Source organism: Brevibacterium otitidis (assembly GCF_042429315.1).
Lineage (GTDB): Bacteria > Actinomycetota > Actinomycetes > Actinomycetales > Brevibacteriaceae > Brevibacterium > Brevibacterium otitidis.
The window spans coordinates 1-23,572 of sequence record NZ_JBHMAU010000051.1; the positions used below are offsets into that span (position 1 = coordinate 1).

The 23,572-nt window shown below is 67.7% G+C and carries 20 protein-coding genes; 8 read left to right on the top strand and 12 right to left on the bottom strand.

Going from position 1 to position 23,572, the window contains the following annotated elements; all coding sequences use genetic code 11:
* Positions 1–168: 168 nt before the first annotated feature.
* A complete protein-coding gene (gene pdxR / locus ACFFN1_RS07810) occupies positions 169–1,710 on the bottom strand; it encodes a MocR-like pyridoxine biosynthesis transcription factor PdxR (protein WP_376840121.1) in 1,542 nt (513 codons plus the stop codon).
* Between the two features lie 210 nt (positions 1,711–1,920).
* A complete protein-coding gene (gene ald, locus ACFFN1_RS07815) occupies positions 1,921–3,039 on the bottom strand; it encodes an alanine dehydrogenase (RefSeq protein ID WP_376840122.1) in 1,119 nt (372 codons plus the stop codon).
* A gap of 352 nt (positions 3,040–3,391) precedes the next feature.
* Here ald and ACFFN1_RS07820 point away from each other — a divergent pair, with 352 nt between their 5' ends.
* The 3 genes from ACFFN1_RS07820 to pta all read left to right on the top strand — a co-directional run bounded on the left by ACFFN1_RS07820 (position 3,392) and on the right by pta (position 7,974).
* The gene (locus ACFFN1_RS07820; protein WP_376840123.1) at positions 3,392–4,795 is read left to right on the top strand and encodes an aspartate aminotransferase family protein; all 1,404 of its coding nucleotides are present in this window, start codon (positions 3,392–3,394) and stop codon (positions 4,793–4,795) included.
* A gap of 282 nt (positions 4,796–5,077) precedes the next feature.
* Positions 5,078–6,745, top strand: coding sequence for an APC family permease (locus ACFFN1_RS07825; protein WP_376840124.1), 1,668 nt, complete (start codon positions 5,078–5,080; stop codon positions 6,743–6,745).
* 128 nt (positions 6,746–6,873) lie between these two features.
* The gene (pta, locus tag ACFFN1_RS07830; RefSeq protein WP_376840125.1) at positions 6,874–7,974 is read left to right on the top strand and encodes a phosphate acetyltransferase; all 1,101 of its coding nucleotides are present in this window, start codon (positions 6,874–6,876) and stop codon (positions 7,972–7,974) included.
* A 29-nt stretch (positions 7,975–8,003) separates the two neighbouring features.
* Here the strand turns inward: pta and ACFFN1_RS07835 are convergent, their stop codons facing one another.
* Both ACFFN1_RS07835 and ACFFN1_RS07840 read right to left on the bottom strand, forming a co-directional pair.
* Positions 8,004–8,435 carry a type II toxin-antitoxin system VapC family toxin gene (locus tag ACFFN1_RS07835; protein WP_376840126.1) on the bottom strand — a complete coding sequence of 144 codons (432 nt, stop codon included), beginning with the start codon at positions 8,433–8,435 and terminating at the stop codon, positions 8,004–8,006.
* On the bottom strand, positions 8,435–8,677 hold the full coding sequence (locus ACFFN1_RS07840) for a type II toxin-antitoxin system Phd/YefM family antitoxin (protein ID WP_165883842.1): 243 nt from the start codon (positions 8,675–8,677) through the stop codon (positions 8,435–8,437). The genes ACFFN1_RS07835 and ACFFN1_RS07840 overlap by 1 nt, the downstream gene beginning before the upstream one ends.
* A 266-nt stretch (positions 8,678–8,943) precedes the next feature.
* On the opposite strand from ACFFN1_RS07840, the gene ACFFN1_RS07845 reads away from it, so the two are divergent.
* Positions 8,944–10,596: an FAD/NAD(P)-binding protein gene (locus ACFFN1_RS07845; protein WP_376840127.1), complete on the top strand. Its 1,653-nt coding sequence runs from the start codon at positions 8,944–8,946 to the stop codon at positions 10,594–10,596.
* Between the two features lie 42 nt (positions 10,597–10,638).
* Complete coding sequence (gene cls / locus ACFFN1_RS07850; protein ID WP_376840128.1) at positions 10,639–12,126, top strand: cardiolipin synthase; 1,488 nt, start codon at positions 10,639–10,641, stop codon at positions 12,124–12,126.
* 258 nt (positions 12,127–12,384) lie between these two features.
* Here cls and ACFFN1_RS07855 read toward each other — a convergent pair whose 3' ends face one another.
* The 5 genes from ACFFN1_RS07855 to ACFFN1_RS07875 form a co-directional block, all read right to left on the bottom strand.
* Positions 12,385–12,846: a hypothetical protein gene (locus tag ACFFN1_RS07855; protein ID WP_376840129.1), complete on the bottom strand. Its 462-nt coding sequence runs from the start codon at positions 12,844–12,846 to the stop codon at positions 12,385–12,387.
* Positions 12,847–13,051: 205 nt separating this feature from the next.
* Positions 13,052–14,074 (bottom strand): YihY/virulence factor BrkB family protein, encoded by a 1,023-nt coding sequence (locus ACFFN1_RS07860; protein WP_376840130.1) that lies wholly within the window; start codon positions 14,072–14,074, stop codon positions 13,052–13,054.
* Positions 14,075–14,434: 360 nt separating this feature from the next.
* Positions 14,435–15,385, bottom strand: coding sequence for an electron transfer flavoprotein subunit alpha/FixB family protein (locus tag ACFFN1_RS07865; protein ID WP_376840131.1), 951 nt, complete (start codon positions 15,383–15,385; stop codon positions 14,435–14,437).
* A gap of 46 nt (positions 15,386–15,431) precedes the next feature.
* The gene (locus ACFFN1_RS07870) at positions 15,432–16,226 is read right to left on the bottom strand and encodes an electron transfer flavoprotein subunit beta/FixA family protein (RefSeq protein WP_376840132.1); all 795 of its coding nucleotides are present in this window, start codon (positions 16,224–16,226) and stop codon (positions 15,432–15,434) included.
* 318 nt (positions 16,227–16,544) lie between these two features.
* Positions 16,545–17,768 carry an acetyl-CoA C-acetyltransferase gene (locus ACFFN1_RS07875; protein ID WP_376840133.1) on the bottom strand — a complete coding sequence of 408 codons (1,224 nt, stop codon included), beginning with the start codon at positions 17,766–17,768 and terminating at the stop codon, positions 16,545–16,547.
* Positions 17,769–17,975: 207 nt separating this feature from the next.
* On the opposite strand from ACFFN1_RS07875, the gene ACFFN1_RS07880 reads away from it, so the two are divergent.
* Both ACFFN1_RS07880 and ACFFN1_RS07885 read left to right on the top strand, forming a co-directional pair.
* Positions 17,976–19,175: a CaiB/BaiF CoA transferase family protein gene (locus tag ACFFN1_RS07880; protein WP_376840134.1), complete on the top strand. Its 1,200-nt coding sequence runs from the start codon at positions 17,976–17,978 to the stop codon at positions 19,173–19,175.
* A gap of 117 nt (positions 19,176–19,292) precedes the next feature.
* Positions 19,293–20,156, top strand: coding sequence for a phosphatase PAP2 family protein (locus ACFFN1_RS07885; RefSeq protein WP_376840135.1), 864 nt, complete (start codon positions 19,293–19,295; stop codon positions 20,154–20,156).
* Between the two features lie 40 nt (positions 20,157–20,196).
* Here ACFFN1_RS07885 and ACFFN1_RS07890 read toward each other — a convergent pair whose 3' ends face one another.
* Entirely contained in the window at positions 20,197–20,703 is a 507-nt protein-coding gene (locus ACFFN1_RS07890) for a hypothetical protein (protein ID WP_376840136.1), read from the bottom strand.
* A 102-nt stretch (positions 20,704–20,805) separates the two neighbouring features.
* Between ACFFN1_RS07890 and ACFFN1_RS07895 the strand changes: the two genes are divergently transcribed.
* Positions 20,806–20,988: a hypothetical protein gene (locus ACFFN1_RS07895; RefSeq protein WP_376840137.1), complete on the top strand. Its 183-nt coding sequence runs from the start codon at positions 20,806–20,808 to the stop codon at positions 20,986–20,988.
* Here the strand turns inward: ACFFN1_RS07895 and ACFFN1_RS07900 are convergent.
* Both ACFFN1_RS07900 and ACFFN1_RS07905 read right to left on the bottom strand, forming a co-directional pair.
* Positions 20,968–22,293, bottom strand: a complete 1,326-nt coding sequence (locus ACFFN1_RS07900) for an ISL3 family transposase (RefSeq protein ID WP_376840138.1) — start codon at positions 22,291–22,293, stop codon at positions 20,968–20,970. The genes ACFFN1_RS07895 and ACFFN1_RS07900 overlap by 21 nt on opposite strands.
* A gap of 269 nt (positions 22,294–22,562) precedes the next feature.
* Entirely contained in the window at positions 22,563–23,258 is a 696-nt protein-coding gene (locus ACFFN1_RS07905) for a response regulator transcription factor (RefSeq protein ID WP_376840139.1), read from the bottom strand.
* Between the last annotated feature and the right edge of the window lie 314 nt (positions 23,259–23,572).

The following is a 23,572-nucleotide window of genomic DNA, read 5'->3' on the forward strand; positions in this document are numbered from 1 at the left end:
CCGGGAATGTTGACTTATAACATCACCATTTTCCCAGTTCAGGAGGGGCATTTCCATTCCACACGCGGCTCGATCCGGCTACTTACATCGGTGGATCAAGGTTTAACTCTGGCCGCGCCGCGTCCAACCTCGGCTCAGTAGCCCCCAGCCCAAGTACCCGCACCCCGCCTACATCACCTCGCGGGCCACCTCGGCAAGCGTCTCCAGCCCGGGCCGGATCGCCCTCGTCGGGATCGCGGCGTAGCCCAGCCGGAGGGTCGCCCACGGGTAGCGTTCGATTCCACCAGGGTGCGCAGGCACCTCGCGTGAGCCGAACCCGTGCTCAGCAGTCGCGGCGAAGAAGTAGTCACCGGGTTCCACCAGCACCCCGCGCTGGCAGGCCGCCTCCTGCAGTACGCGCGCGTCGAGCTCGGCCGGGCCCTCGAACCACAGGCTCATCCCGCCGGAGGGGAACGCACAGCGCGAAGCGAACGGCAGCAGTTCGGCCACGCCCTCGCACATGAGCCGGAACTTCCCTCGCATCCGCTCGCGGTTGAGCCGCAGCGTGCGGTGATAGTCCCCGGAGTCGAGGAACAGCGCCATCGCCCGCTGCAGCACGCCCGGCGCATGCCGGACCGTGTACCGCGTCGAGTGACGCAGCGCGGCGATGAGCTCGGCGGGCCCGACGAGGAATCCCAGCCGCAGGCCCGGGGCGAGGAACTTCGAGAACGAGCCCAGGTGCACGACGTCGCCGCTCGGGTCGATCGCCTTGAGCGAGGGTGAGGGCTGGCCGGAGTAGCGGAACTCGGCATCGTAGTCGTCTTCGACGACGACCGTGCCCGAGGCAGCGGCCGCCTCGAGTGCGGCCTGCCGCCGGTCCATCGACATCGTCACGTTCGTCGGATGGTGGTGGCTGGGGGTGAGGAACACCGCCTGCACCCCGGTGAGGTCGGCGGGCACGATCGCACCGTCGGCATCGACGGGCATCTCGCCGACGGAGGCTGCGTGCCGGGTCAGGATGTGGCGGATGTCGAGGTAGCCGGGGTCTTCCATGAGGACCCGGTCGCCGGGTTTCAGCAGCGCCGCGGCGATGAGGTCGAGGCCGTGCTGGGTGCCCAGCGTGATCATGATCTCCTCAGGCTGCACGTGCACCCCGCGCGAGGGCAGCAGCCGGGTGCGGATCATCTCGACGAGCATGTCGTCATCGCAGCCGGCGGAGTCCTGCAGCGCATGGGCTAGGTGCGGCTGGAACAGCGCCTCGCGCAGACACCGGGTCCACGAGCGGGCAGGGAACTGGGCGAGCTCGATCTGCCCGGGCAGGAACGGGAACGGGTACTCGCTCCAGTCCGGCGGCTTGATGAGCTCCGGCAGGCTGGCATCCTCGGCCGGAGCCAGGCGGGCGGCCCAGTCGATCCGGGTGACCGGCGCCTCGGGCCCGGTGTCCGTCGCCGAGGCGGTGAAGGCCTCGAGCTGGTCGGGGGTCAGGTCGGGATTGACGAAGATCCCGCGCCGCTCCTGGCTGATGAGCAGGCCCTGGGCGAGCAGCTCCTGGTAGGCGAGGTTGATGGTGTTGCGCGAGACTTCGAGCTCGGCGGCGAGCTCGCGGGAGCTGGGCAGGCGGCGCTTGGCGTCGAAGACGCTGGCGGCGATGCCGGCCACGATCGCCTGCTGCACCTGCCGGTACAGGGCGATGGGCGAGGACGGGTCGATGCGGATGAGCGTTTCGGCCATCGGTCCCTCCTATGCCTGCCGTCAGCGGTGACGCCCCGCCGCAGGCAGCGTGCCGAAGCGGGCAGGCCGTCTGCGGCGGCGTGGCTGACATTCTATGCCAGCCGCGCCGCCGCGGCATCGCCTGACTGCAGGCCAGACGGCGCCCCTGTGCGCAGGGGTGCGGGGCCCGGCCGGTCCCGCCCAAGGCAGGGCCCCTGGTCCCACGCCGCCTCACATGCCGAGGGCCTCCTCAGGGGTGACCGACTCGATGCCGAGGTCGGCACCGACCGGTGGGCTGGTGAGCGTGCCCTGGTAGGTCGACAGGCCGGCGCGCAGCGCGTCGCTGCGCTTGGCGGCCTCGGCGACACCGTGATCGGCGATGAGCGTGGCGTACGGGCTGGTGACGTTGTTGAGCGCCACCGTCGAGGTGTGCGCGACCGCACCGGGCATGTTGGTCACGCAGTAGAAGATCGAGTCGTGGACGGTGAAAGTCGGATCCGCATGCGTTGTCGGCTTCGAGTCCGCGAAGCAGCCGCCCTGGTCGATGGCGATGTCGACGAGCACCGAACCGGGCTTCATCCGCTTAACCATGTCATTGGTGACGAGCTTCGGGGCGCGGGAGCCGGGGATGAGCACACAGCCGATGACGAGATCGGCCTCGAGCACCTCCTGCTCCAGCGTGAACGCCGTCGAGGCGACAGTGCGGATCCGGCCCTGGTACATCCGGTCGGCTGCGCGCAGCTTGTCGATGTCCTTGTCCAGCAGCACGACATCGGCCCACAGGCCGACAGCCACCGCGACCGCGTTCATGCCCGAGACCCCCGCGCCGATGACGACGACACGGGTGGGCCGGACGCCGGAGACCCCGCCGATGAGCTTGCCGGGACCGCCGGCCGGGCTCATGAGCGCCTGCGTGCCGACCAGCGGTGCCAGCCGGCCGGCGACCTCGGACATGGGGAACAGCAGCGGCAGCGCACCATTCGGGGAGCGCACGAGCTCATAGGCGATCGAATCGACCTGCTTGTCCAACAGCGCACGCGTGCACTCCTCGCTGGCAGCCAGGTGCAGGAACGTGAACAGCGCCTGGCCCGGCCGCATCCGGTGGAACTCCTCGGCCACCGGCTCCTTGACCTTGAGGATGAGCTCAGCGGCCTCCCACACCTCGTCGGCGGTGGCGAGGATGCTCGCCCCGGCCGAGCGGAAGTCCACATCGGTCATCGCCGAGCCTGCGCCGGCACCGGATTCGACGACGACCTCATGGCCGCGGCTGACGAGTTCGTGGACACCGGTAGGCGTTGAGCCGACCCGGTGCTCGTTGTTCTTCAGTTCCTTCGGGACGCCGATCTTCATGCGGATCCTCCTTGTCTGGGATGTGGCCGCCGTGCCCGGGGCACAGGCGATGACTGGGGTGGCGCCTGAGCCAGAGGCGCAGGCGCGGGCGCGGCCGCTCAGCGCTGAGCGGCACCTGCTCTTCGAAGCGTGCGCCCCGGCCGGCGTCTGCGCCAGCACCAGATGATGCCCGCATGAGGGGTCCACGCTGGATCCCCGAAGTCGTCGGCATCTGGCCCTCCCGCCCTGTGACGCCGGTCTCTAGGCTCGAGGGACAGACGGGCACGGTCAGCGCCGACCCAGCCCGCGCACCAGTGCCACCAGCAGATGTCGCGGCACACCTGCCGCATCTGCCCAGCAGCAAGGAGACGCAATGACGACCATGGACACGGCAACCACCACCTCGGCGACGGGAACCGACACCGGCCGCCTGCGCGACAGCGCCCGCCGCCACCTGTTCCAGCACTTCACGCGCCGCGACCAGCGCGACGCCGACTTCCCCGTCTTCACCCGCGCGGAGGGCTGCCACCTCATCTCCACCGACGGCAAGCGCTACCTCGACGGGCTCGCAGGCCTGTTCTGCGTCAACATGGGCCACGGCCGCTCCGACATCGCCGAAGCCGGCGCCAAGCAGATCCACCAGCTCGCCTACGCCTCGAACTGGGGCATGGTCCACGAACCGGCCGTCGCCGCCGCTGAGCTCATCGCCGAACTCGCCCCCGGGAACCTGGGCACCACCTTCTTCGTCAACTCCGGCTCCGAGGCCGTCGAGACGGCGATCAAGTTCGCCCGCCAGTACCACCGCAGCCAGGGCCAGCCGCAGCGCACCAAGTTCATCTCCCGCAAGATGGCCTACCACGGCGTGACGATGGGTGCCCTGTCGGTCACCCAGTTGCCGAAGATCAAGGCCCCGTTCGAGCCGCTGCTCGACGGCGTGCGCTCGGTGCCCAACACGCTCGGCTACACCGGCGACTGCGGCCCGGCCGAAGAGCTCGACATCATCCAGGCCTACGAGAAGGTCATCCAGGAGGAGGGCCCGGAGACGATCGCGGCGATCTTCGCCGAGCCGGTCCAGAACGGCCGCGGCGCTCTCGTCGCCCCGGACGGTTACTGGAAGGCCCTGCGCGCGATCTGCGACAAGTACGGCATCCTGCTCGTCTCCGATGAGGTCATCTGCTCCTTCGGCCGCCTCGGCTACTGGTTCGGCGAGGGCCTGACCGGTGTCGTGCCCGACATCATCACCTTCGCCAAGGGCTCGACCTCGGGCTACGCGCCGCTCGGCGGCATGATCGCCCGCGAGGAACTCGTCGACCAGCTCTACGCCTCCGAGCAGGGCGGCGTGTTCACCCACGGCGCCACCTGGGGCGGCCACCCTGTCGCCACCGCCGTAGCGCACGCGAACATCTCGGCGATGCGCGATGAGGACGTGCTCGGCAACGTGCAGCGCCGCGGGCCGGGCCTGCGCGCCGACCTCGACAAGCTCGCCGCAGCCCACCGCAGCGTCAAGGACGTCCGCGGCACCGGCTACTTCTACGCCCTCGAGCTCATGGCCGACCGCGACTCCGGCCGCGAGTTCACCGACGAGGAATCGCTCAAGGTGCTGCGCGAGATCCTGCCGGCCTCCTTCGAGCGCACCGGCGTGATCCTGCGCGGTGACGACCGCGGCGCGACGATGCTCATGGTCTCCCCGCCGCTGGTGGCCGGCGAGGAGGAGCTCAGCGAACTCGTCCACGGCATCGACGGCATGCTCAGCGACGTCGAAGCCGCGATCGGCTGACCGGCACCCGATGGTGCGCCGGAAGGGGAGGGGCGCATGCGTCCCTCCCCTTCCGCGTCCCCGCACGCTGCTCTGCAGCCTGGACTGGGCCCGTCGCCGAGGCGGTGGCGTGGACCCAGCGAATGGTCGCCGTCTGGCACTGAGGCCCGGCGGCAGGTGTCGGTAATGTGGCCGGCACAGTGATGCACATCACGCAGGTGGTGTGGGTGTGAACCGGCAGGCTGGACAGCTGCCGAGACACGCACCCGACATCACCCCACAGAACGGAAGGAGGTCGCCTGCATGACTGTCAGCGACCCGAACACGAGCACCACCCGAGCGACCGGCCCCGGCGCCTCCGCTGCAGCGACGCGCGGACAGGCAGCGGCTGGGCCCGCGCCGACCGGACAGGCTGCGGACGCACCCGCGCCGAGCGCAGGATCCGGCAGCCCGGCAGGACCGGCCGACACCGGTGAGATCACCCGCCTGCAGAAGAACCTCAAACCGCACTGGGTGTGGGCGATCGCGCTCGGCTCAGCTGTCGGCTGGGGCGCGTTCGTGCTGCCGACGGACTGGATGGCCGCCGCCGGCCCGATTGGTGCGCTGCTCGGCCTGGCGATCGGCGGCGGACTCATGATCCTCGTCGGCGTCAGCTACGGCTTCCTCGCCCGCACCTTCCCCGTCTCCGGCGGCGCCTTCGCCTACACACTCGTGGGCTTCGGACGCACACACGCCTTCATCTGCGCGTGGTTCATGACTCTGGGCTACACCTCGATCGTCGCCCTCAACGCCTCCGCGCTAGCCCTGCTCGGCAGGCGCGTGTTCCCACAGGTCGCCGAACTCGGCTACCTCTACAACGTCGCCGGCTGGGACGTGTACTTCGGTGAGGTGATGATCGCAACCGTCGCGCTCGTCGTCTTCGCCTTCATCAACATCTCCGGGGCCAGCTTCTCCGGGCGCGCGCAGTTCATCTTCTGCGTCATCATGGTCACCGCCGTCGTCATCGTGCTCATCGGCGTCATCGTCTCCCCGGCCGGGCAGCTGTCGAACGTCGACCCGGTCTTCCACCCCGACATCAACCCGCTGGCCGGCATCATGGCGATCGTCGCGATCGCCCCGTGGGCCTACATCGGCTTCGACAACATCCCGCAGGCCGCAGAGGAGTTCGACTTCCCCGCCAAGAAGGCCTTCAGCCTCATCGTCTGGTCGCTGCTGGCCGCGACCTTCCTGTACTGCGCGATGATTCTCGCCACCGCCTCGGCCTACCCGTGGCAGGACCTGATGGGCGAGAACCATGTGTGGGCGACCGCTGATGCGATCATGGCCTCGATGGGCGTGTTCGGCCTCGTGCTGCTCATCATCGCCGCCTCGATGGGCATCTTCACCGGTCTCAACGGCTTCTTCGTCTCCGGCTCCCGCGTGCTGCTGGCGATGGGCCGGGCGGAGATGATCCCGGCCGTGTTCTGCCGCGTGCACCGCAAGTACGGCACCCCGCACATCGGCATCTTCTTCGTCATGGCCTTCTGCCTCGTCGCCCCGTGGTTCGGGCGCACCGCACTGAGCTGGATCGTCGACATGGCCTCGATCGGCTTCACCTTCGCGTTCCTCTACACGTGCGCGTGCGCCTTCAAGCTCTTCCGCTGGTCGCACCAGGAAGACCACGCCGATGTCGAAGGCGCCCGCTCCACCCCGCGCAAGCTCATGGCCGCCGCCGGCGTCGTCGTCGCGATCGCGTTCTGCCTGCTGCTGCTCGTGCCCGGCTCACCGGCTCAGCTGACGCTTCCGTCGATGATCGCAATGGGCATCTGGATCCTCGTCGGAGTCGTGTTCTACTTCCTGCGCCGCGGCCACAACCGCACGCTCAGCGACGACTATGTCGATCAGGCCGTGCTCGGCGGGAAGCGCCCGGAATTCCTGCGCTGCCCGGCCAGCACGACGACCGGCACGTCGACAGGTACGACGACCAGCTGACACCCCGAGCTCTCGCCGAGCTCACACCAACCAGCACACCACCACCGCTCAGCACGGTCGGCCGGGAGCGATCCCGGCCGACCGGCGCCCCGAGTGCGCCCGAAAACACCGGAAGGGAGCCGGCCACCATGACCACCGCACCACCCCAGCCCACCGTCACCTCGGCCTCGTCCCCGGGGTCGGCCTCGGCCGCGGAGACCAGCCCAGCGACGTCACCCGGCGACTTCGCTGAACGGTTCCTCACCGGCCTCATCGACCAGGCGGCCGCCGACCGCAAGCACATCATCCTGCCCGAAGGCGACGACCCGCGCGTGCTCACCGCCGCCGGACGGATTGCCGACCGCGACTTCTGCGACCTCACCATCCTCGGTGCACGCGAGGCGATCACCGCACTCGCAGGCGAACACGACATCGCCCTCAACCTCGACCGCGTGCGCACCCTCGACCTGAACGCCGATGAGCACCAGGAGCTGAAGGACGAGCTGGCCGCCGGCTACTACGCAGCGCGTCAGCACAAGGGCATCAGCGAAGCCGAGGCCGCCGAACGGATCAGCGCCCCGGCCTATGCCGCGACGATGCTCGTCGAACTCGGCCACGCCGACGGCTTCGTCTCCGGGGCCAGGCACACCACCGCTGAGACCATCCGACCGGCACTCGAGGTCATCGGCACCCGCGATGGAGTCGCCGCAGTGTCCTCGGTGTTCCTCATGCTCTTCGGCCACGGAGCACTCGTGTTCGGCGACTGCGCGGTCAACCCGCAGCCCGGGCCCGAGCAGCTGGCCGAGATCGCCGCCGAATCCGCGGAGACCGCACGCAGCTTCGGCCTCGAACCCAAGGTGGCGATGCTCAGCTACGCGACCGGCACCTCGGGCGCGGGCGAGGCCGTCGACGCCGTGAGCGAGGCGACCGCCGCAGTGCGGCGGGCCCACCCGGACCTGCCGGTCGTCGGCCCGATCCAGTACGACGCCGCCGTCCACCCCGACATCGCCGCGCAGAAGCTGCCCGCCGACGAGGTCGCAGGCCGGGCCAACGTGCTCATCTTCCCCAGCCTGGAAGCCGGCAACATCACCTACAAGGCCGTCCAGCAGTCCTCCGGCGCGGTGGCCGTCGGCCCGGTCCTGCAGGGCATGGACAGAGCAGTCAACGACCTCTCCCGCGGCTGCACCGTCGAAGACATCGTCACGACCGTCGCCGTCACCGCCGTGCAGGCCCAGCACGCCGCGGGGTAGGGGCGGTGCTTCTACGGCCGGAGGCAGGCTCAGTCCGCGCTTAGCGCACCGTCGAAGGGATTGACCACATCGACTCCCAGCGGCAAGAAATCGGCCACGTTTCGTGTGGCAACAATCATTTGGTTTTGCAGCGCAATCGCCGCGATGAACGAGTCGGCCAAAGCGCGTGTAGTGGGCACCTGCAGCTGCGCAGATCTCAGCGCCGCGGCGCAGTCGAAGGGCAAGATTCGGTAGCGGAACTCGTGGAGCACAGTTTCATGCAACCAGGTTCGAAGGAGCCTGCCCTGGGCTGAATCGGTGCGTTCGCGCTGCCGGACGCCGAGCTCGAGCTCGAAGACGGTGATGGCTGAAATGTACAGGTCGCCAACATTCACCGAGCGGATCCATTCGGTGACCTTCGGGTTCCGGCGTACGGCGGACTTCCGCAGTTCGCTGATGACGTTCGTGTCCAGTACGTACATCAGAATTCGGCGGCGCGCGGGATGAACTCAGGCCGTGCGAACTCGATATCGATGTCGTCGTCCATGCTCATCGCGGCAAGGAACGATTCGCTGCTCTGTCCTGTAAGTCGCCGGTAGTCGTCAATGTTGAGCAGGACGTAAGCCGGTCGTCCGCGGTCCGTTACGGTCACCGGTTCGATATCTGCAGCTCGCTTTGCCGCGCTGACGTCCTGGTTGAAATCCCTGGCCGAAACAATAGTCACGACAGCCTCCTTCCGTACCTACAATTCTACAAGAATCTCCGGTGGCTTGGAAGCCCAGTCCGGATCCGGTTCGCACCCACCCGCCCGCCGGAGGCCACGGCTGCGCGCGCACCTGCGTCCCCAGCGTCGCCGCTCGTTTGTCTCACGCTCATATCGTTGTCAGCTGGCCGCTGTAGCCTGAGGACTGCAGCAGCTCGTTCACCAGCTGACATTTGAGCGCTCGGCCGGCGCCTTCTAGGTGCTGCCGCGCAGATTGCGAGAGACCCGTGAACGCCCCATCGCTGAGAGTTGCCATCGTCGGCGGAGGTCCGAAGGGACTGTACGCCCTGGAGAGCCTGTCCGCGGCCGCGCACGAAAGAACCGCCTCGGGAGCGGATGACCTGCGGCTCCACGTCGACATCTACGAAGAGGACACCCCAGGCGCCGGCCGCATCTGGCGCACCGACCAGCCCGAGGTGTTCATCCTCAACATCTCCTCGGCGGTCATCAGCGCCTGGCCGCCCGCCCGCAGCGCCGAGACCACTGGCGACACCACCCACCTGTCGTTCGCCGCGTGGGCCGAGACCCACGCCCCCGAACACCGCCTCGATGCCTTTCCGCCGCGCGCGGTCGTCGGCGAGTATCTGGCCTGGGCCTTCACCGCCGTCTGCGCGGAGCTGCCGGCCGGCATGACCGTGACCGTCATCCCCGAACGGGTCCGCCGCCTCCTGCGCTCTGAGGCCGGCTGGCTGGTCGAAGCCGGCCGCCAGCAGCGGGACCCCTACGCCGAGGTGCTGCTCGCCACCGGCCACGCCCGCCGCCACACCCGGCCGCTCACCACCCGGGATCTGCGCGACGACACCCGCACCCTCAGCCACGACGACTATTCCACCGTCGCCCGCATCTCACCTGGTCAGCGCGTGCTCACGACGGGTGCGGCGCTGACCTTCATCGACTTCGCGCTCATGGTCTCCGAGCACCGCCGCGGGCACTTCGAACGCAATGTCGTCACCGGCGATCTGCTCTACCGCGCCTGCGGTGCCGAGCCGGTGCTGCTGCCCACCTGCCGGTCCGGCCGCTTCTACAACGCCAAGCCGCCGAGCATGTACAGCCCCGCCGAGGGCGGTGAGCGTCAGGCCGATCTCGATGAGCTCATCGCCGGCCACGCCGCCGCGCTTGCCGACGACGCTACCCCGGCGCAGGCCGGGGCCGTGCTGCGCCGCTGCGCGGTGGACATCCTCGCCGGCCGCCGCGGTGCGTGGGAGGATCCGGCCGCCGCCGAGGTGGTGGCCGCCGTCGATGAGACCGCCGGCTCCGGCTGGGGTCCGGGCTTGGCCCGCTCGGCCAAGGCCGCGCTCGAACGCTCAGTGCTCATCGCCCGCGGGCTGCAGGCCCCGGATGCCGAATGCGCACTCGGCCAAGCGTGGACGGGTCTGCTGCCGCGGATCCGCCAGGTGCTGTCCTACCGTGCACACGACCCGCAGGAATGGGCGGAGTTCCTGGGTCTGCGCGGCCGGCTCATGCGCTTCGCCGAGGGCCCGCCGCTCGCCAACGCCGAGAAGCTGCTCGCGCTCATCCGCTCCGGCGTCATCGACCTGGAGATGATGAGCCTGGGCCCCGGCGAGGAAGGTGAACACGTGTTCGGCCACCCTGACCTGCATGTGCTCGCCGTCCTCGCCCCGCCCGGGGCCGTGCACGCTCGCAGCGAGGTCATCGACTCCCTCATCGCCGAAGGCATCGTCGCCAAGCCGGGTGCCCAGCGCGGCATCCAGGTCACCGAGACGCTCCAGCTCGTCGGCGCTGACGGCCAGCCCGTGCCGGGGCTCTCGGCGCTCGGCCGCGCGACGGAGGACTGGACGCTCGGCAACGACACCCTCGACCGGGCTGCTTCGGCCGCGCCCGAGGTGTGGGCCGCCCGGGTTGCCGCCGGCCTCCGCTGAGGCGTGGGCCGCCTCGGGAGGGGCGGCCAGTAGACTGGAGCGGTGAACTTCTTCACCTTCATCCCCGTCGAACCGGGATGGCCGCTGTGGGTGATCATCGCGCTCATCGCCGTCGACTTCATCATCCGCGTCGTTGCGCTGGGTGCGATTCCCTACCGCCGCAAGCCGTCGGTGGCCCTCGGCTGGCTGCTGGGGGTCTTCCTCATCCCGTACGTCGGGCTGCTGGCATTCTGGATGTTCGGGTCCTCGAAGCTGCCGCGCAAACGCCGGGAGATGCAGACGGAGATCAACCGGCTCATCAAACATGAGACCGGCGGCCAATCGATCCTCGGCTGCGACGACCACCTGCCCGAGCCGCTGTCGACGGCCGCGCAGCTGAACTACTCCCTCGGTGCCCTGCCGATGGTCCACGGCAATGAGTTCACCCTCGAAGGCGACAACCACCAGTGCATGCTCGACATGGCCCGCGAGGTCGATCAGGCCCAGAAGTACGTGCACTTCGAGTTCTACATCGTCGCCATCGACGACGCCTCCCGGCCGCTGCTCGATGCGCTGCTGCGCGCTCACGCCCGCGGGGTGACGGTGCGCATCCTCATCGACCACGTCGGCTCGCTCGGCTACCCCGGGTATTCCGATCTCGTCAAGGAGCTCGACGCCTCGGGAGTGCCATGGCGGCGCAGCCTGCCGCTGCGGCCGTGGAAGGGCGAATACCAGCGCCCGGATCTGCGCAACCACCGCAAGATCCTCGTCATCGACGGCGAGATCGCCTACACCGGCAGCCAGAACGTCATCCACCGCTCGTACAACAAGCGCGCGAACCTGCGCAAGGGCTTCGAGTGGAAGGACCTGTCGGTGCGCTGCACCGGCCCGATCGTCGCCGAGCTCAACGCGGTGTTCGCCTCCGACTGGTACTCCGAGACCGAGGTCATCCTGTTCGAGGAGTTCGACACCGAACTCGACCCGATCCACGAGGGCGGGGCGATGGCGCAGGTGGTGCCCAGCGGACCGGGCTTCGACCTGGAGAACAACCTGCGGCTGTTCAACCACCTCATCTACAACGCCAATGAGCAGATCGTCATCTGCTCGCCGTACTTCGTACCCGATGAGTCGCTCATGCACGCTCTTGTCACCGAGGCCCACTCCGGGGTCGATGTGCGGCTGTATGTCGGCGCGACCAGCGATCACGCGATCACGCAGAAGGCGCAGGAGTCGTACTACTCCGAGCTGCTGGAGGCCGGGGTGCGGATCTTCCAGTACCACGAGCCGACGGTGCTGCACTCGAAGTTCCTGCTCATCGACGACGATGTCACGATCATCGGCTCGTCGAATATGGACGCGCGGTCGTTCGCGATGAACCTGGAGGTCTCGATGTTCATCGTCGACCGCGCCTTCACGCAGACGATGTACGACCTTGAGATCTCCGACTACCGGGCCAACAGCGTCGAGGTCGACCGGCAGGAGTGGATGGAGCGCTCGCTCGGGCAGAAGTACCTGGAGAACGTCTGCCGGCTGACGAGTTCGCTGTTGTAGGCGCGGCTGACCCGGCGGCGCGGCTGGCCCGGCCGTCCCGGCGCGTACCGGCGCGCCAAGGCAGCCGCGTCTCCCCGGCGCCGCGGCTGAATGCACATATGCGCGCCGGCCGGTGCCGGCGCGCATATGCGTACAGCTGGATGAATCTCAGTCAGGGGTCAGGGGCGAGGGCGCGACGCTGAGCTCACCGCCGCCGAACCTTTGGTTCACCGCCGGGCCAGCGGCTGACCGCCGGTCCAGCGGTTCACCGCCGCGGGGTCAGCCCTCGGGGTGGCCGCCTTCGTCGATCGGATCGTGCGAGGGATCGGCGACGGTGTCGTCGAGGACGGTCGGATCTTCGACGGCGCCGGCGTTCTCGGCATCCTTCTTGACCTGTTCGGTGGCCTTGTCGGCTGCCTTCTGGGCATCCTTCTCCGCCATCTTCTGCTGCACATTCGACTTCACATCATCGGCCTTGGCCTGTGCGGCACTGGCCGCCGAGGCGGCAGCGGACTGGACCTTGCCGGCAACCTCAGGTGCTTTGTCCTTGACCAGCTCGGCGACCTCGGGAGCCTTCTCCTTGACGGTGTCGGTGGCCTGCTGGACACCCTCCTGGACGCGTGGGTTCTGCCAGAATTCCTCGACCTGGTTCTTGAGGCGCTCGTAGCTCTGGCGGCCGGCGCGCGAACCGAGGACGAAACCGATGCCGAGACCAGCGAGCAAGATGAGACGCTTCTTCATAATCCCCTCCTGTGGGAGTCGATTCCAGCAAGCCACACTGTCTCCCGCGTGGGCGGGTATGACCGGCTGAGGCTGTTATCCACATCATATACCGGGCCGCCGCGCCGAATCGATGGCCGCGACGCCGGGCTGAGACGCCGGGCTGAGACGCCGGGCTGAGACACTCCCTTCCGAACAGCATTAACCCCGCCCGGCAAGCGCCCCATCAGGGCAGTGGGCGCGGCGCCACCGGATCGGACACCGGCTCATCATCGGTCTCGCCCTGGCTGCGCCACAGGGCGTGGGCCTTGCGGCGCATGCGGGCCTGGATCCGGGCATCGGAGACGATCCGGCGGGTGTCGCGCGGAGGAACCTGGAGCACGTCATCGGCACGGATTCCGTCGCGCAGCTGGCGGGCGCGCTCGACCTCGGCGTCGAAGTGCACCCCGAACAGCAGCGCCATATTCGACAGCCACACCCAGAACAGCGCGATGAGCACACCGGCCAGCGAACCGTAGGTCGACTCGAATCCGCCGAACACCACCGTGTAGAGGTAGATGCCCACACTCAGCAGCGCCCACGTGAGCAGCGCGATGGACGCACCGAGGGATGACAGCGTGACCTGCGTGCGCTTGACGTTGCTCGTGGCGATGTAGAGCAGCGTCGTGATGAGCAGCAGGAGCACCACAGCGAGCGGGAACCGCACCCACGCCCACACCGCGACGAACTCCTCGCCGAGCCCGAAGGGCACAATGATGCGCGGCGAGCTCACGAGGCTGAGCACTGTGGCGACGGCGAGCAGGATGACGACGATGGTGACGAGGTAGGTCTGCAGGCGCTGCTTCCACGCCGGCCGGCCCTCGGTCATCGCATAGATCTCGTTGACGGCATGGCCGAAGGCGTTGACGAACTTCGACGCCGACCACATCGCGACGAGGATGCCGACGACGAAGAACGGCCCGCCGGCCGGTGACTTCGCCAGGTCCTGCAGCGGCTTCTCCAGCTGCGTGATGTACGGACCGACGCCGGCCTGCTCCGCCCAGCTGAGCACCTTCGACACGGTGCCCGCGCCCTCGCCGAAGACATTGAGGATCGACAGGATCGCCGTGAGCGCCGGCAGCAGCGCGAGCAGGAAGTAGAACGACAGCGTCGCAGCGGTATCGGTGCGCCGCGTGCTGGCGAACGACATGATCGTCCGTCCCCAGACATAGCGCCACGCCGCTGGGGACAGGTTCTTCTTCCGGGTCACGCTCCCGAGTCTAGGGCAGGGCGCCCTGCCCCGCCCGGCACCGCGCTGGCGACCGCCCAGGCTGCTATCGACGCCAGGCACGGCGGCCCTGATGGGCAGCTGGCTGGGGCGACCGAGCAGGCGTCCTCTCAGTGGGGGCAGGCCGTCGCCGAGGCGGACGCCGGGTTGCGTGCGTGTGCGCGGGTGGCCTTCGTGGCCCTTGGTGCGGAGCACAGCATCACCCCGTTCGGCGCCGTCGGCTGAGCGAACCCGCAGCCTGACGCGAACCCGCCTCCGGGCATGACGAAGGGCAGGTGCCATATGGCACCTGCCCTTCGTCATCAGCGCCTCCGGCCAGCCGGAGCCGGCCGGGCGCTCAGATCACTTGCGTGCGTTGATCGCCTCGGTTGCCTGCGGCAGCACCGAGAAGAGGTCGCCGACGACGCCGAAATCGGCGAGTTCGAAGATCGGGGCCTCTTCGTCCTTGTTGATCGCGACGATGTTCTTCGAGGTCTGCATGCCGGCCCGGTGCTGGATCGCACCAGAGATGCCGCAGGCGACGTAGAGCTGCGGCGAGACCGTCTTGCCGGTCTGGCCGATCTGCGCCGAGTGCGGGTACCAGTCGGCATCGACGGCGGCACGGGATGCGCCGACAGCAGCGCCGAGGGCATCGGCGAGCGCCTCGACCGGGCCGAAGTCGCCGCCGGTGCCGCGGCCGCCAGAGACCACGGTGGCGGCCTCGGTCAGCTGCGGACGGCCCGAGGCCGGCTTCTCCTCGGTGGCGGTGATGCGGGCGGTCTTGGCGGCATCGCTCGGAGCGAAGGAGACCGTCTCAACAGCGCCGGCACCGGCCGACTGCTCCGGAGCCACCGAATTCGGCTTGATCGCGATGATCGGGGTGCCGCGGGTGACCTTCGACTCGACGGTGTAGCCGCCGGCGAACACCGACTGGGTGGCGACGAAGCCGTCAGCCACGCCGACAGCATCGGTGAGCACACCCGAACCGGTCTTGATGGCGGCCAGGCCTGCGATCTCCTTGCCCTCGGCATTGGCCGGGACGAGGACACCGGCCGGCTGGCGGGTGCTGATGAGCTCGGCGAGCAGCTCGGCCTTCGGGGCGACGAGGAACTCGTCGTATGCCGGATCCGAGGCGACGAGCACCTTCTCAGCGCCGTACTCGCCGAGCGAGGCGGCAGCGGCCTCGCCCTGGGCGGCATCGCCGATGAACACTGCGGTGGGCTCACCGAGGGCCTTGGCCGCGGTGAGGAGTTCGAAGGTGGACTTGCGCACGTCGCCGTCCACATGGTCTACGAGAACGAGAACTTCAGACATCAGTATGTATTCGCTTCCTCTGTGTGCAGAAAGTGGATGGGCCGGCTCAGACGAGCTTCTTGGAGACGAGCCATTCGACGAGCTGGTTGCCGCCCTCGCCCTCATCGATGACGATCTCACCGGCGGTGCGCGGCGGACGCTCGGTCAGGGTCACGACCTCGGTGGTGGCACCAGCGGTGCCGACCTCGCCGGCATCAAGGCCGAGCTCCTCGATGTCGTATTCGTCCAGCTTCTTGCGCTTGGCGGCCATGATGCCCTTGAAGGACGGGTAGCGCGGCTCGTTGATCTGGTCGGTCACCGATACGAGGGCCGGCAGCGGCACCTCGATGTACTGCGAGGCGGTGTCGCCGTCGCGGCGGATCTTGGCGACTCCGCCGGAGACCTCCAGATGCGAGGCCTGGGTCGCGGCCGGGCGGCCGAGCAGTTCGGCGACCATGACCGGCACGACAGACATCGCCCCGTCGGTTGAGGACAGGCCGGTGATGATGAGGTCGACCGGGCCGTCTTCCTCTTCGATGACCTTGATGGCGGCGGCCAGGGTCTTGGCGGTGCCGACAGCGCAGGAGGCTTCGAGGCTGTCATCGCAGATGTGCACGCCCTTGTTCGCGCCCATCTGGAGGGACTTGCGCACAGCGTCGACGGCGTCGTCGGGACCGACGGTCAGCGCAATGACTTCCGTGCCCTTCTTGTCACCGTCAGCGATCTTAAGGGCTTCTTCGACAGCGTATTCGTCAAGCTCCGACAGCAGGCCGTCGACTGAGCGGTCGACGGTGTTGTCCGACTCGAAGGTACGGTCACCGGCAGCATCCGGGACGTACTTGACAAAAGTGACAATCCGCATGTGGGTAGTTCATCCTTCCTGAGAACCGAGGGCCACCCTCGAGGCAGGGCGTTGATTCTCTAACGTTACCAAGCGGCGTCCGTCTCACTGCATGGCAGTGGGGCGTGAACCGAAGCGTGGTCCGGCACGCTGGACAGTGATGTGGGACACTGCTCAAGGCGAGCTTATCTGACAGCGGCCGCACGACCACATCCCGGGCCGAACACCGGAGCTTATCGCTCGTTCAGTACCAGTATCGCATGCGGGTTTCCCCGCCCTCAACCGCTCCCGAGGCGCCAGCCGGCTGCGCCGGTCCTCTCGCCTCAGCTGCCGCTCACCTCAGCTGCCGATGCGCTCGAAGACGGCGGCCAGCCCCTGCCCACCGCCGATGCACATCGTCTCCAGGCCGTAGCGGGCCTCGCGGCGGTCCATCTCGCGCAGCAGGGTTGCGAGGATCCGCGAACCGGTCGCGCCGACCGGATGGCCGAGGGAGATGCCGGAGCCGTTGACATTGACGCGGTCGAAGTCGGCGGCGCCGAATCCCCATTCCCGGGTGCAGGCCAGCACCTGGGCGGCGAAGGCCTCATTCAGTTCGATGAGGTCGATGTCCGACAGCTCCAGGCCGGCCCGCCCCAGCGCCTGCGCAGTCGCCGGGACGGGACCGATGCCCATCGTCGCCGGATCGACCCCGGCGACCGCCCAGGAAACGATGCGGGCGAGCGGACGCAGGCCCAGCGCCTCGGCTTTCGAGGCAGTCGTGACGATGCAGGCGGCGGCGCCGTCGTTCTGCCCGGAGGCGTTGCCGGCGGTGACGGTGGCTGCCTCATCGAGCTCGGCACGGATGGGTGTGAGCTTCGCGAGCTTCTCGGTCGAGGAATCGGGCCGGATGTGCTCATCAGCGGTGACCTCATAGGCGGCCGTCTTCCGGGTGGCCGGCATCTGGATCGGCACGATCTCGTCGGCGAAGCGTCCCGCCTCGGTCGCGGCGGCCGCCCGGCGGTGCGATTCGACGGCCAGGGCGTCCTGCTCTGCGCGGGAGATCTCATAGGTGCGGCGCAGGTTCTCCGCCGTTTCGATCATCCCGCCGGGCACCGGATGGTGCCTGCCGCCGGCGGTCACCCGGCCGCGGGCCAGACTGTCCTTGAGGTCGATGCCCGGGGTGCGCACACCCCAGCGGATCTCCTCGGTGAAGAAGGGTGCGCGGCTCATCGACTCGGCCCCGCCGGCGATGACGACCTCTGCTCCGCCGGTGGCGATCATGCCCATCGCGTCGATGACCGCCTGCAGGCCGGAGCCGCAGCGTCGGTCGAGCTGCCGGCCGGGCACGCTCGTCGGCAGTCCGGCGTCGAGGGCGACGACCCGGCCCAGGGCGGGGGCCTCCATATGGGGGAAGCACTGGCCGAAGACGACGTCGTCGATGACGCTCGGGTCGATGCCGGTGCGCTCGATGAGGGCTGCGACGACCTGCCGGCCGAGCTCCTGGGGCGCGACGGCCGCGAACTGGCCGCCGTAGCCGCCGACCGGGGAGCGCAGCGGTTCGCAGATGAGGATGGGCTCGGACACGGGTTCTCCTTCGAAGCCGGGGGTGTCACCGCCCATGGTAGTCGCCGCCGCCGAGGTGCCGGCCACCTCTCCCCAGTCGCCGTCCCCGAGGCGGTGGGCGCGACCGCCTCGGGAACGGTGCGAGCCGACTTGCTACCGTGAGGGGGAGCAGCAACGGCGACAGCCGCCTCGGCGCAGCAGGCGAGGCAGGGCAGGAGGGCACAGGCCATGACGGCATCGCATGACGAGCAGCGCACAGCGCACATCGACGAGGCATTCGCGCGCACCGGCACCGGACCGCTGGCCGGTCTCCTCGTCGCCGACTTCTCCCGCGTGCTCGCCGGCCCCTACGCCACGATGATGCTCGCCGATCTCGGCGCGACCGTCATCAAGGTCGAAAGCCCCGGCGGGGACGACACGCGTGCCTGGAAGCCTCCGGTCCGCGAGGACGACGCCACCTACTATCTGTCGGCCAACCGCAACAAGTTCGACGTCGTCCTCGACTTCAAGGACCCCGATGATCTGGCGCTCGCCCATGAGCTCGCGCGCCGGGCCGATGTCCTGGTGGAGAACTTCAAGCCCGGCGGCCTGCAGAAGTACGGCCTCGACTACGACGCGGTGAAGGCCACCAACCCGGCGGTCATCTACGCCTCGGTCACTGGCTTCGGTCCGCAGAACCCGCAGCCGGGCTACGACCTCCTCGTCCAGGGGCTCTCGGGCTTCATGAGCATCACCGGCGAAGCCGATGGCAAGCCGTACCGTGCCGGGGTCGCGATCTTCGACGTCATCACCGGCCTGCACACGACGATCGGCGTGCTCGCTGCGCTGCGTCACCGCTCGGAGACCGGGGAGGGGCAGAAGATCGACACGAACCTGCTGTCCTCGGCGCTGTCCGGGCTGGCGAACCAGACGAGCGCCTATGTGGCCGGCGGCGTCGTGCCGCACCGGATGGGCAATGAGCATCCGAGCCTCTACCCGTACCAGCCGATGCCCACCGGTGACGGTGAGCTCATCGTCGCCGTCGGCAACAACCGGCAGTTCGAGATCCTGTGCACCGTCATTGACCGCCCGGAGCTGCTGAGCGACCCGCGCTTCACCCACAACGCCGACCGCAACGCCAACCGCCGCGCACTCGAGCCGCTGCTCATCGAGGCGCTGGCCGCGAAGTCTGCGCAGGAGTGGTTCACGCTGCTGAGCGACGCCGGTCTGCCGTGCGCGCCGATCAACACGATCGAACAGGGTGTCCAGCTCGCCGCCGACCTCGGCCTCGAACCCGTCGTCAACGCCGGCTCCGGCGACCGTGTCATCCCGACGGTGAAGAACCCGATTACCCTCTCAGCCACCCCGGTCAGCTACGACCTCGCCCCGCCGGCCCTCGGCGCCGACTCCGAGGCGGTGCGCGCCTGGCTCCAGCAGCCGGCTGAGTGACGGCAGCTGGGTGACGGCTGCCGCGCCGTTCGGCCGGCGCCTGCCGCTACCGGCTGAGTGAAGGCAGCTGAGTGACGTCTGCGTCCGCCCGCCCTGGCCATCGGTCAGAATGGTGAGGTGACTGACAGACGATCAGGCGCGGACCGCCTCGGGAGCGGTGCGTCCCAGCAGCGGCGCCGCCTGGACACCAGCAGCGACCCGCTCATCAGCGAGGCCGCCGAGTTCGTCCATGCGCGTGAGCGGCGCTCGCCTGCCTGGCGCCTGCTCGGTGCCGCCGGCCGGCTGCTCAGCCGCTTCTTCGGCCCGTACACGGCGCTGGCGATCTTCACCGGAATCGGCTTAGCCGTCATGCTCGTCTGCGTGTGGGCGGCGGAGGAGATCTACGACAGCCTCGCCGACCCCCACGACGGCATCCCCATCATCGACCGGCCGATCCTGCACTGGGTGCAGCAGCTGCGCACCCCTGGCCTCAACCGGGCGGTGACGACCTTCACGAGCCTCGGCGACATCCTCGGGATGACGGTCATCGCGCTCATCATCACCAGCATCCTCACGCTCGTCTACCGGCGGCGCACCGCGCTGCTGCTCATGCTCATCACCGCGGCCGGCTCGGTGGCCTTCACCGTGGTGGGTAAGAACGTCGTGGGCCGGGCGCGGCCGCCGCGCGCCGATGCGGTCCCGCCCTATGCGGACGGCTTCTCGTTCCCCAGCGGCCATTCCCTCAACTCGCTGGCCCTCTACGGGATGATCGCCTATCTCGTGCTCATCCTCGTGCGCTGCTGGTGGCTCAAGATCACGATCATCCTCGGCTGCCTGGTCTTCGCCGTGTGTATGGGGCTCAGCCGCATCTACCTCGGCCAGCACTGGACCACCGATGTCCTCACCGCCTGGCTCATCGCCATCGCCTGGATCATCGTCGTCATCACCGGCCACCGCATCTTCCTCGCCGTCGCAGCCGCCCGCCACGCCCGGCGCACCTGAGAGGCGAACCCGGGCCCGAAGCTCAGCTGCCCGGTTCCGCCTATTCGCCGTCTGCCGTCGTCGGTGTCGTCCGCCGTGTGTCGCTGGGCAGCCCGACCTCAGCGCTCGTGCGCTTCCACTCCGGCGCCTGCTTTTCTAGTCTGTTGAGATACCAGCGCATCGTGCGCCGGTCCAGCGGCTGGATCTTCTGGCGCAACCTTTCAGCAGTCACGGCGTCTACCTCCTCGTAGACTGACTCACGATCGAAGACGAAGTCCATTTCGCACTCATGACTGCGGTGCCATAAGCCGGTGTTCGGCGAGTACACAAAGCAGTACTCACCATCGGTGGCCATCAGTCCATACGATGACGCGCCCGCAGTCGAACGGATCACATACAGTTCCATGCGCACCTCCGCTCTCATTCTCCCAGCCGCCGCCCGCCGCTCCGACCGCACCTGAGCCAGCATGTGAGACAGTGGAGGCATGAGCACGCATCCCCGCACCCACATCCTGCTCGTCGTCTCCCTCATCGCCGCCGGCTTCTTTACGAGCGTCCTGTCGATCATCGACGGCTCCGGTCCCGAGGCGTGGGCTCAGTATGCCCCGTACACGATCCTCCCAGGGCTCATCAGTGCGGCCGCAGTGTGGCTGCTGCGCCGCCGGGAGCTGTGGGAGCAGCTGACAGCGCGATCAGCGCCGTCTATGCCGTCGTGTGGCTGCACAGCGCGCGTACCGATCCGCAGTGGACCGGCGGGCTCACCCTCGACGGCCTGTCCAACTGGTTCTACCCGGCCGTCTTCGGGTTGCCGATCCTGCTCATTGCCGGCTCTTCAGAGTTGAGTGTGGGTTGATGCGTCCAGGCCGCCAGCGATGAGGAGCATTCGTAGCTGGTAGTGCTCGAGGTTGCGGAATCCGCGAGCGGTCCGCCTGCCCAGCTCGATGAGCCCGTTGACCGCCTCGGTGCCGCCGTTGCTGGCAGCACTGGTGTCGAAGTACGCCAGGGTCGTCGTCTTCCATTTCCGCAGCGTCCTGCCCAGCCGGGCGATCTCTGGGATCGGGCACGTCGGCAAGGCCTCGATCACGCGGGCGGCCAGCCTGCGCCCTTGCGCGTGAGTGTCTTGGTGGAACATGTCACGCACGTCCTGGGCGCACTGGTAGGCGACTTCGACACTGATGTGGTCCTCGTGCGCAGCGAACGCCGCTTCGAGTCTCGTACGCTGCCGGTCGGTGAGGCGTTCGCGGCCGGCCCGCAGAAGGTTGCGGATGCCGTAGAGCGGGTCTCCTTTGCGTCCCCGGTGCCCGAGTGTCTGCTGCTGGATACGACGGCGAACGTCATCGACGGCGCTGGTGGCGAGCTTGACGATGTGAAAAGCATCGAGCACACAGGTGGCGTCGTCGAGTTGGTCATCGATCGCGTTCTTGTATCCCTGGAACGGGTCCAGCGTCGCGACCCGCACACCCTGGCGGAAGGAAGGCCCGCGTGCGGTGAGCCAGTCCTTGTACACCGTTGCTGAGCGTCCCGGGACGAGATCCAGCAGAAGCGCGGTTCGGTGCCGGTGGCAGGAAAGATCGACCATGCCGGTCAGCTCCTTGGGTCCGCGCCGACGCGGATCGGTGTGGTGCCATACATGCTCATCGACGCCCAGGACTTCAACACCGTCGAACCGTGCCGGATCGTCAGCGGCGGTGTTGAGCACTGGCCGGATCTGGGACCACAGGGTGTTCCACGTCGTGCCCAACTGGCGGGCCAGTCCCTGGATAGAGGCGTTCTCATACCGCAGCTGACGGATCGCCCAGGACACCGCGCGGGTTGTCAGCAGGCCGCGTGGTGCGGCGACCTGCGTGTTCTGCTCGAGGAACGTCACGACCGGGCAGGCAGACTCGCGGCAGATCCAGCGGTGTTTGCGCCATCGCAGGCAGGCAGGACGGCCGGCGGACGGGGCGTCGACCAGGGTCACGGTGATGCGTCCGTGGCCGGTCGGGATGACGCCGCAACCGGGGCAACCGGTCAGCCAGTCGCAGGCCTCGACGTTGAGGACCACGCTCTCGTCGGTGGCATCGACGTCGGTCAGGTGCAGTCCGGAGAGGCCGAGGAGGACATCGCAGCGACTGCAACGGTCCAGAGATGTCGAGCAGGAACACGTAGGATGGGGCATTGTCGAGGTCCTTGGAGTAAGCAGAGGTAAGAGTCCGCTCATCATCAGGGACCTCGACGCTTATCCCCAGCACCCTTGCCCGATCGGCGTGCCCACACTCAACTCTGAAGAGCCTGTAATCCCGAGCCCGAGTTGAAGCTTGGAGGGGCAGGCCCGGTTCGTAAAGGTGAGTCCGCGAAACACATGCAACCGCCGCTGGCGCTCGGTGTAAGAACGATCGCGGAACCTGAGGGTGTGCATCATTTTGGCGCCCAGGGCAGAAACCTGACCTATGGTGAATAGAACCGATATTGTAGCGCCCGGACAACGAGCTGAGCAAGATTTTGGGCATCTAGTTTGGTTCTCAGGTGCTTCGCTTGGGTCTTGACCGTGGACACAGAAACGCTATGGATGCTCGCGATTTCGTGGTACCCGCGTCCACTGCAGATAAGGCTTAGCACGTCAAGTTCGCGATTCGTTAGTTTGGGACTAGGGAGCCGCGTATCGGGTAGCGGGTCGCCAGCGATGGCGATTTCGCCCGCAAGTGATTTCAGCATGCTGGGATCATCGCCCCCGGCTGCGATCCGGACTACGGTGCGTAGAGTAGATTCCGGACAAGTCTTGTGTACTGTAGCCATGGCTCCAGCTTCAATCGCTCGTGCGAGACCGGGGCCTGGCGCGCACGTACTAAGTATGACCACACTCGCAGTCGGATCGAGCATGCGGATCCTTCTTGTCGCGTCTATCCCGTTGATTCCGTTTGGCATGTTGATGTCCATCAAGACCACATCAGGACGATTTTGCTGGTAGCTACTGACCGCGAACTCACCGCTATCGGCGGGTGGCAACACGTGAAAGCCTGGTTCGGTCACGAGTGCGTAGGAGAGGGCCCGAGTAGTCCAGATGTCATCGTCAACGATTAGTACAGATATCCGATTTATGTCGGGTTCAATAGCTTCGAATTCGGGGGTATCGGTAGTGCTCATGTGCAGTACTTTCGGTACTTTCTGTGGTCCACGATGCGCCAGATGGCGCACCTGAATGGATTGTCGGTGGAACGTTGGGCGAGGACTGTGGTGATAGCGACCTCTGAAATGGCTGTCTGATCGGGTCCAACCGGACTGGTAATACTGGCCTGGGGAAGAATCGTAAAGAGGGCGGCGGTGAGAGCTAAGGAGGTCTTCATCTATACATATCACCTGACTTGGCTCAAATTGGTGTGATGTAGATCATATTGACACTATGACCTGCGGGTTTGGGTTGTGAAGTGCTGGAATTCCTGACTAATCGGGTGGTTGGG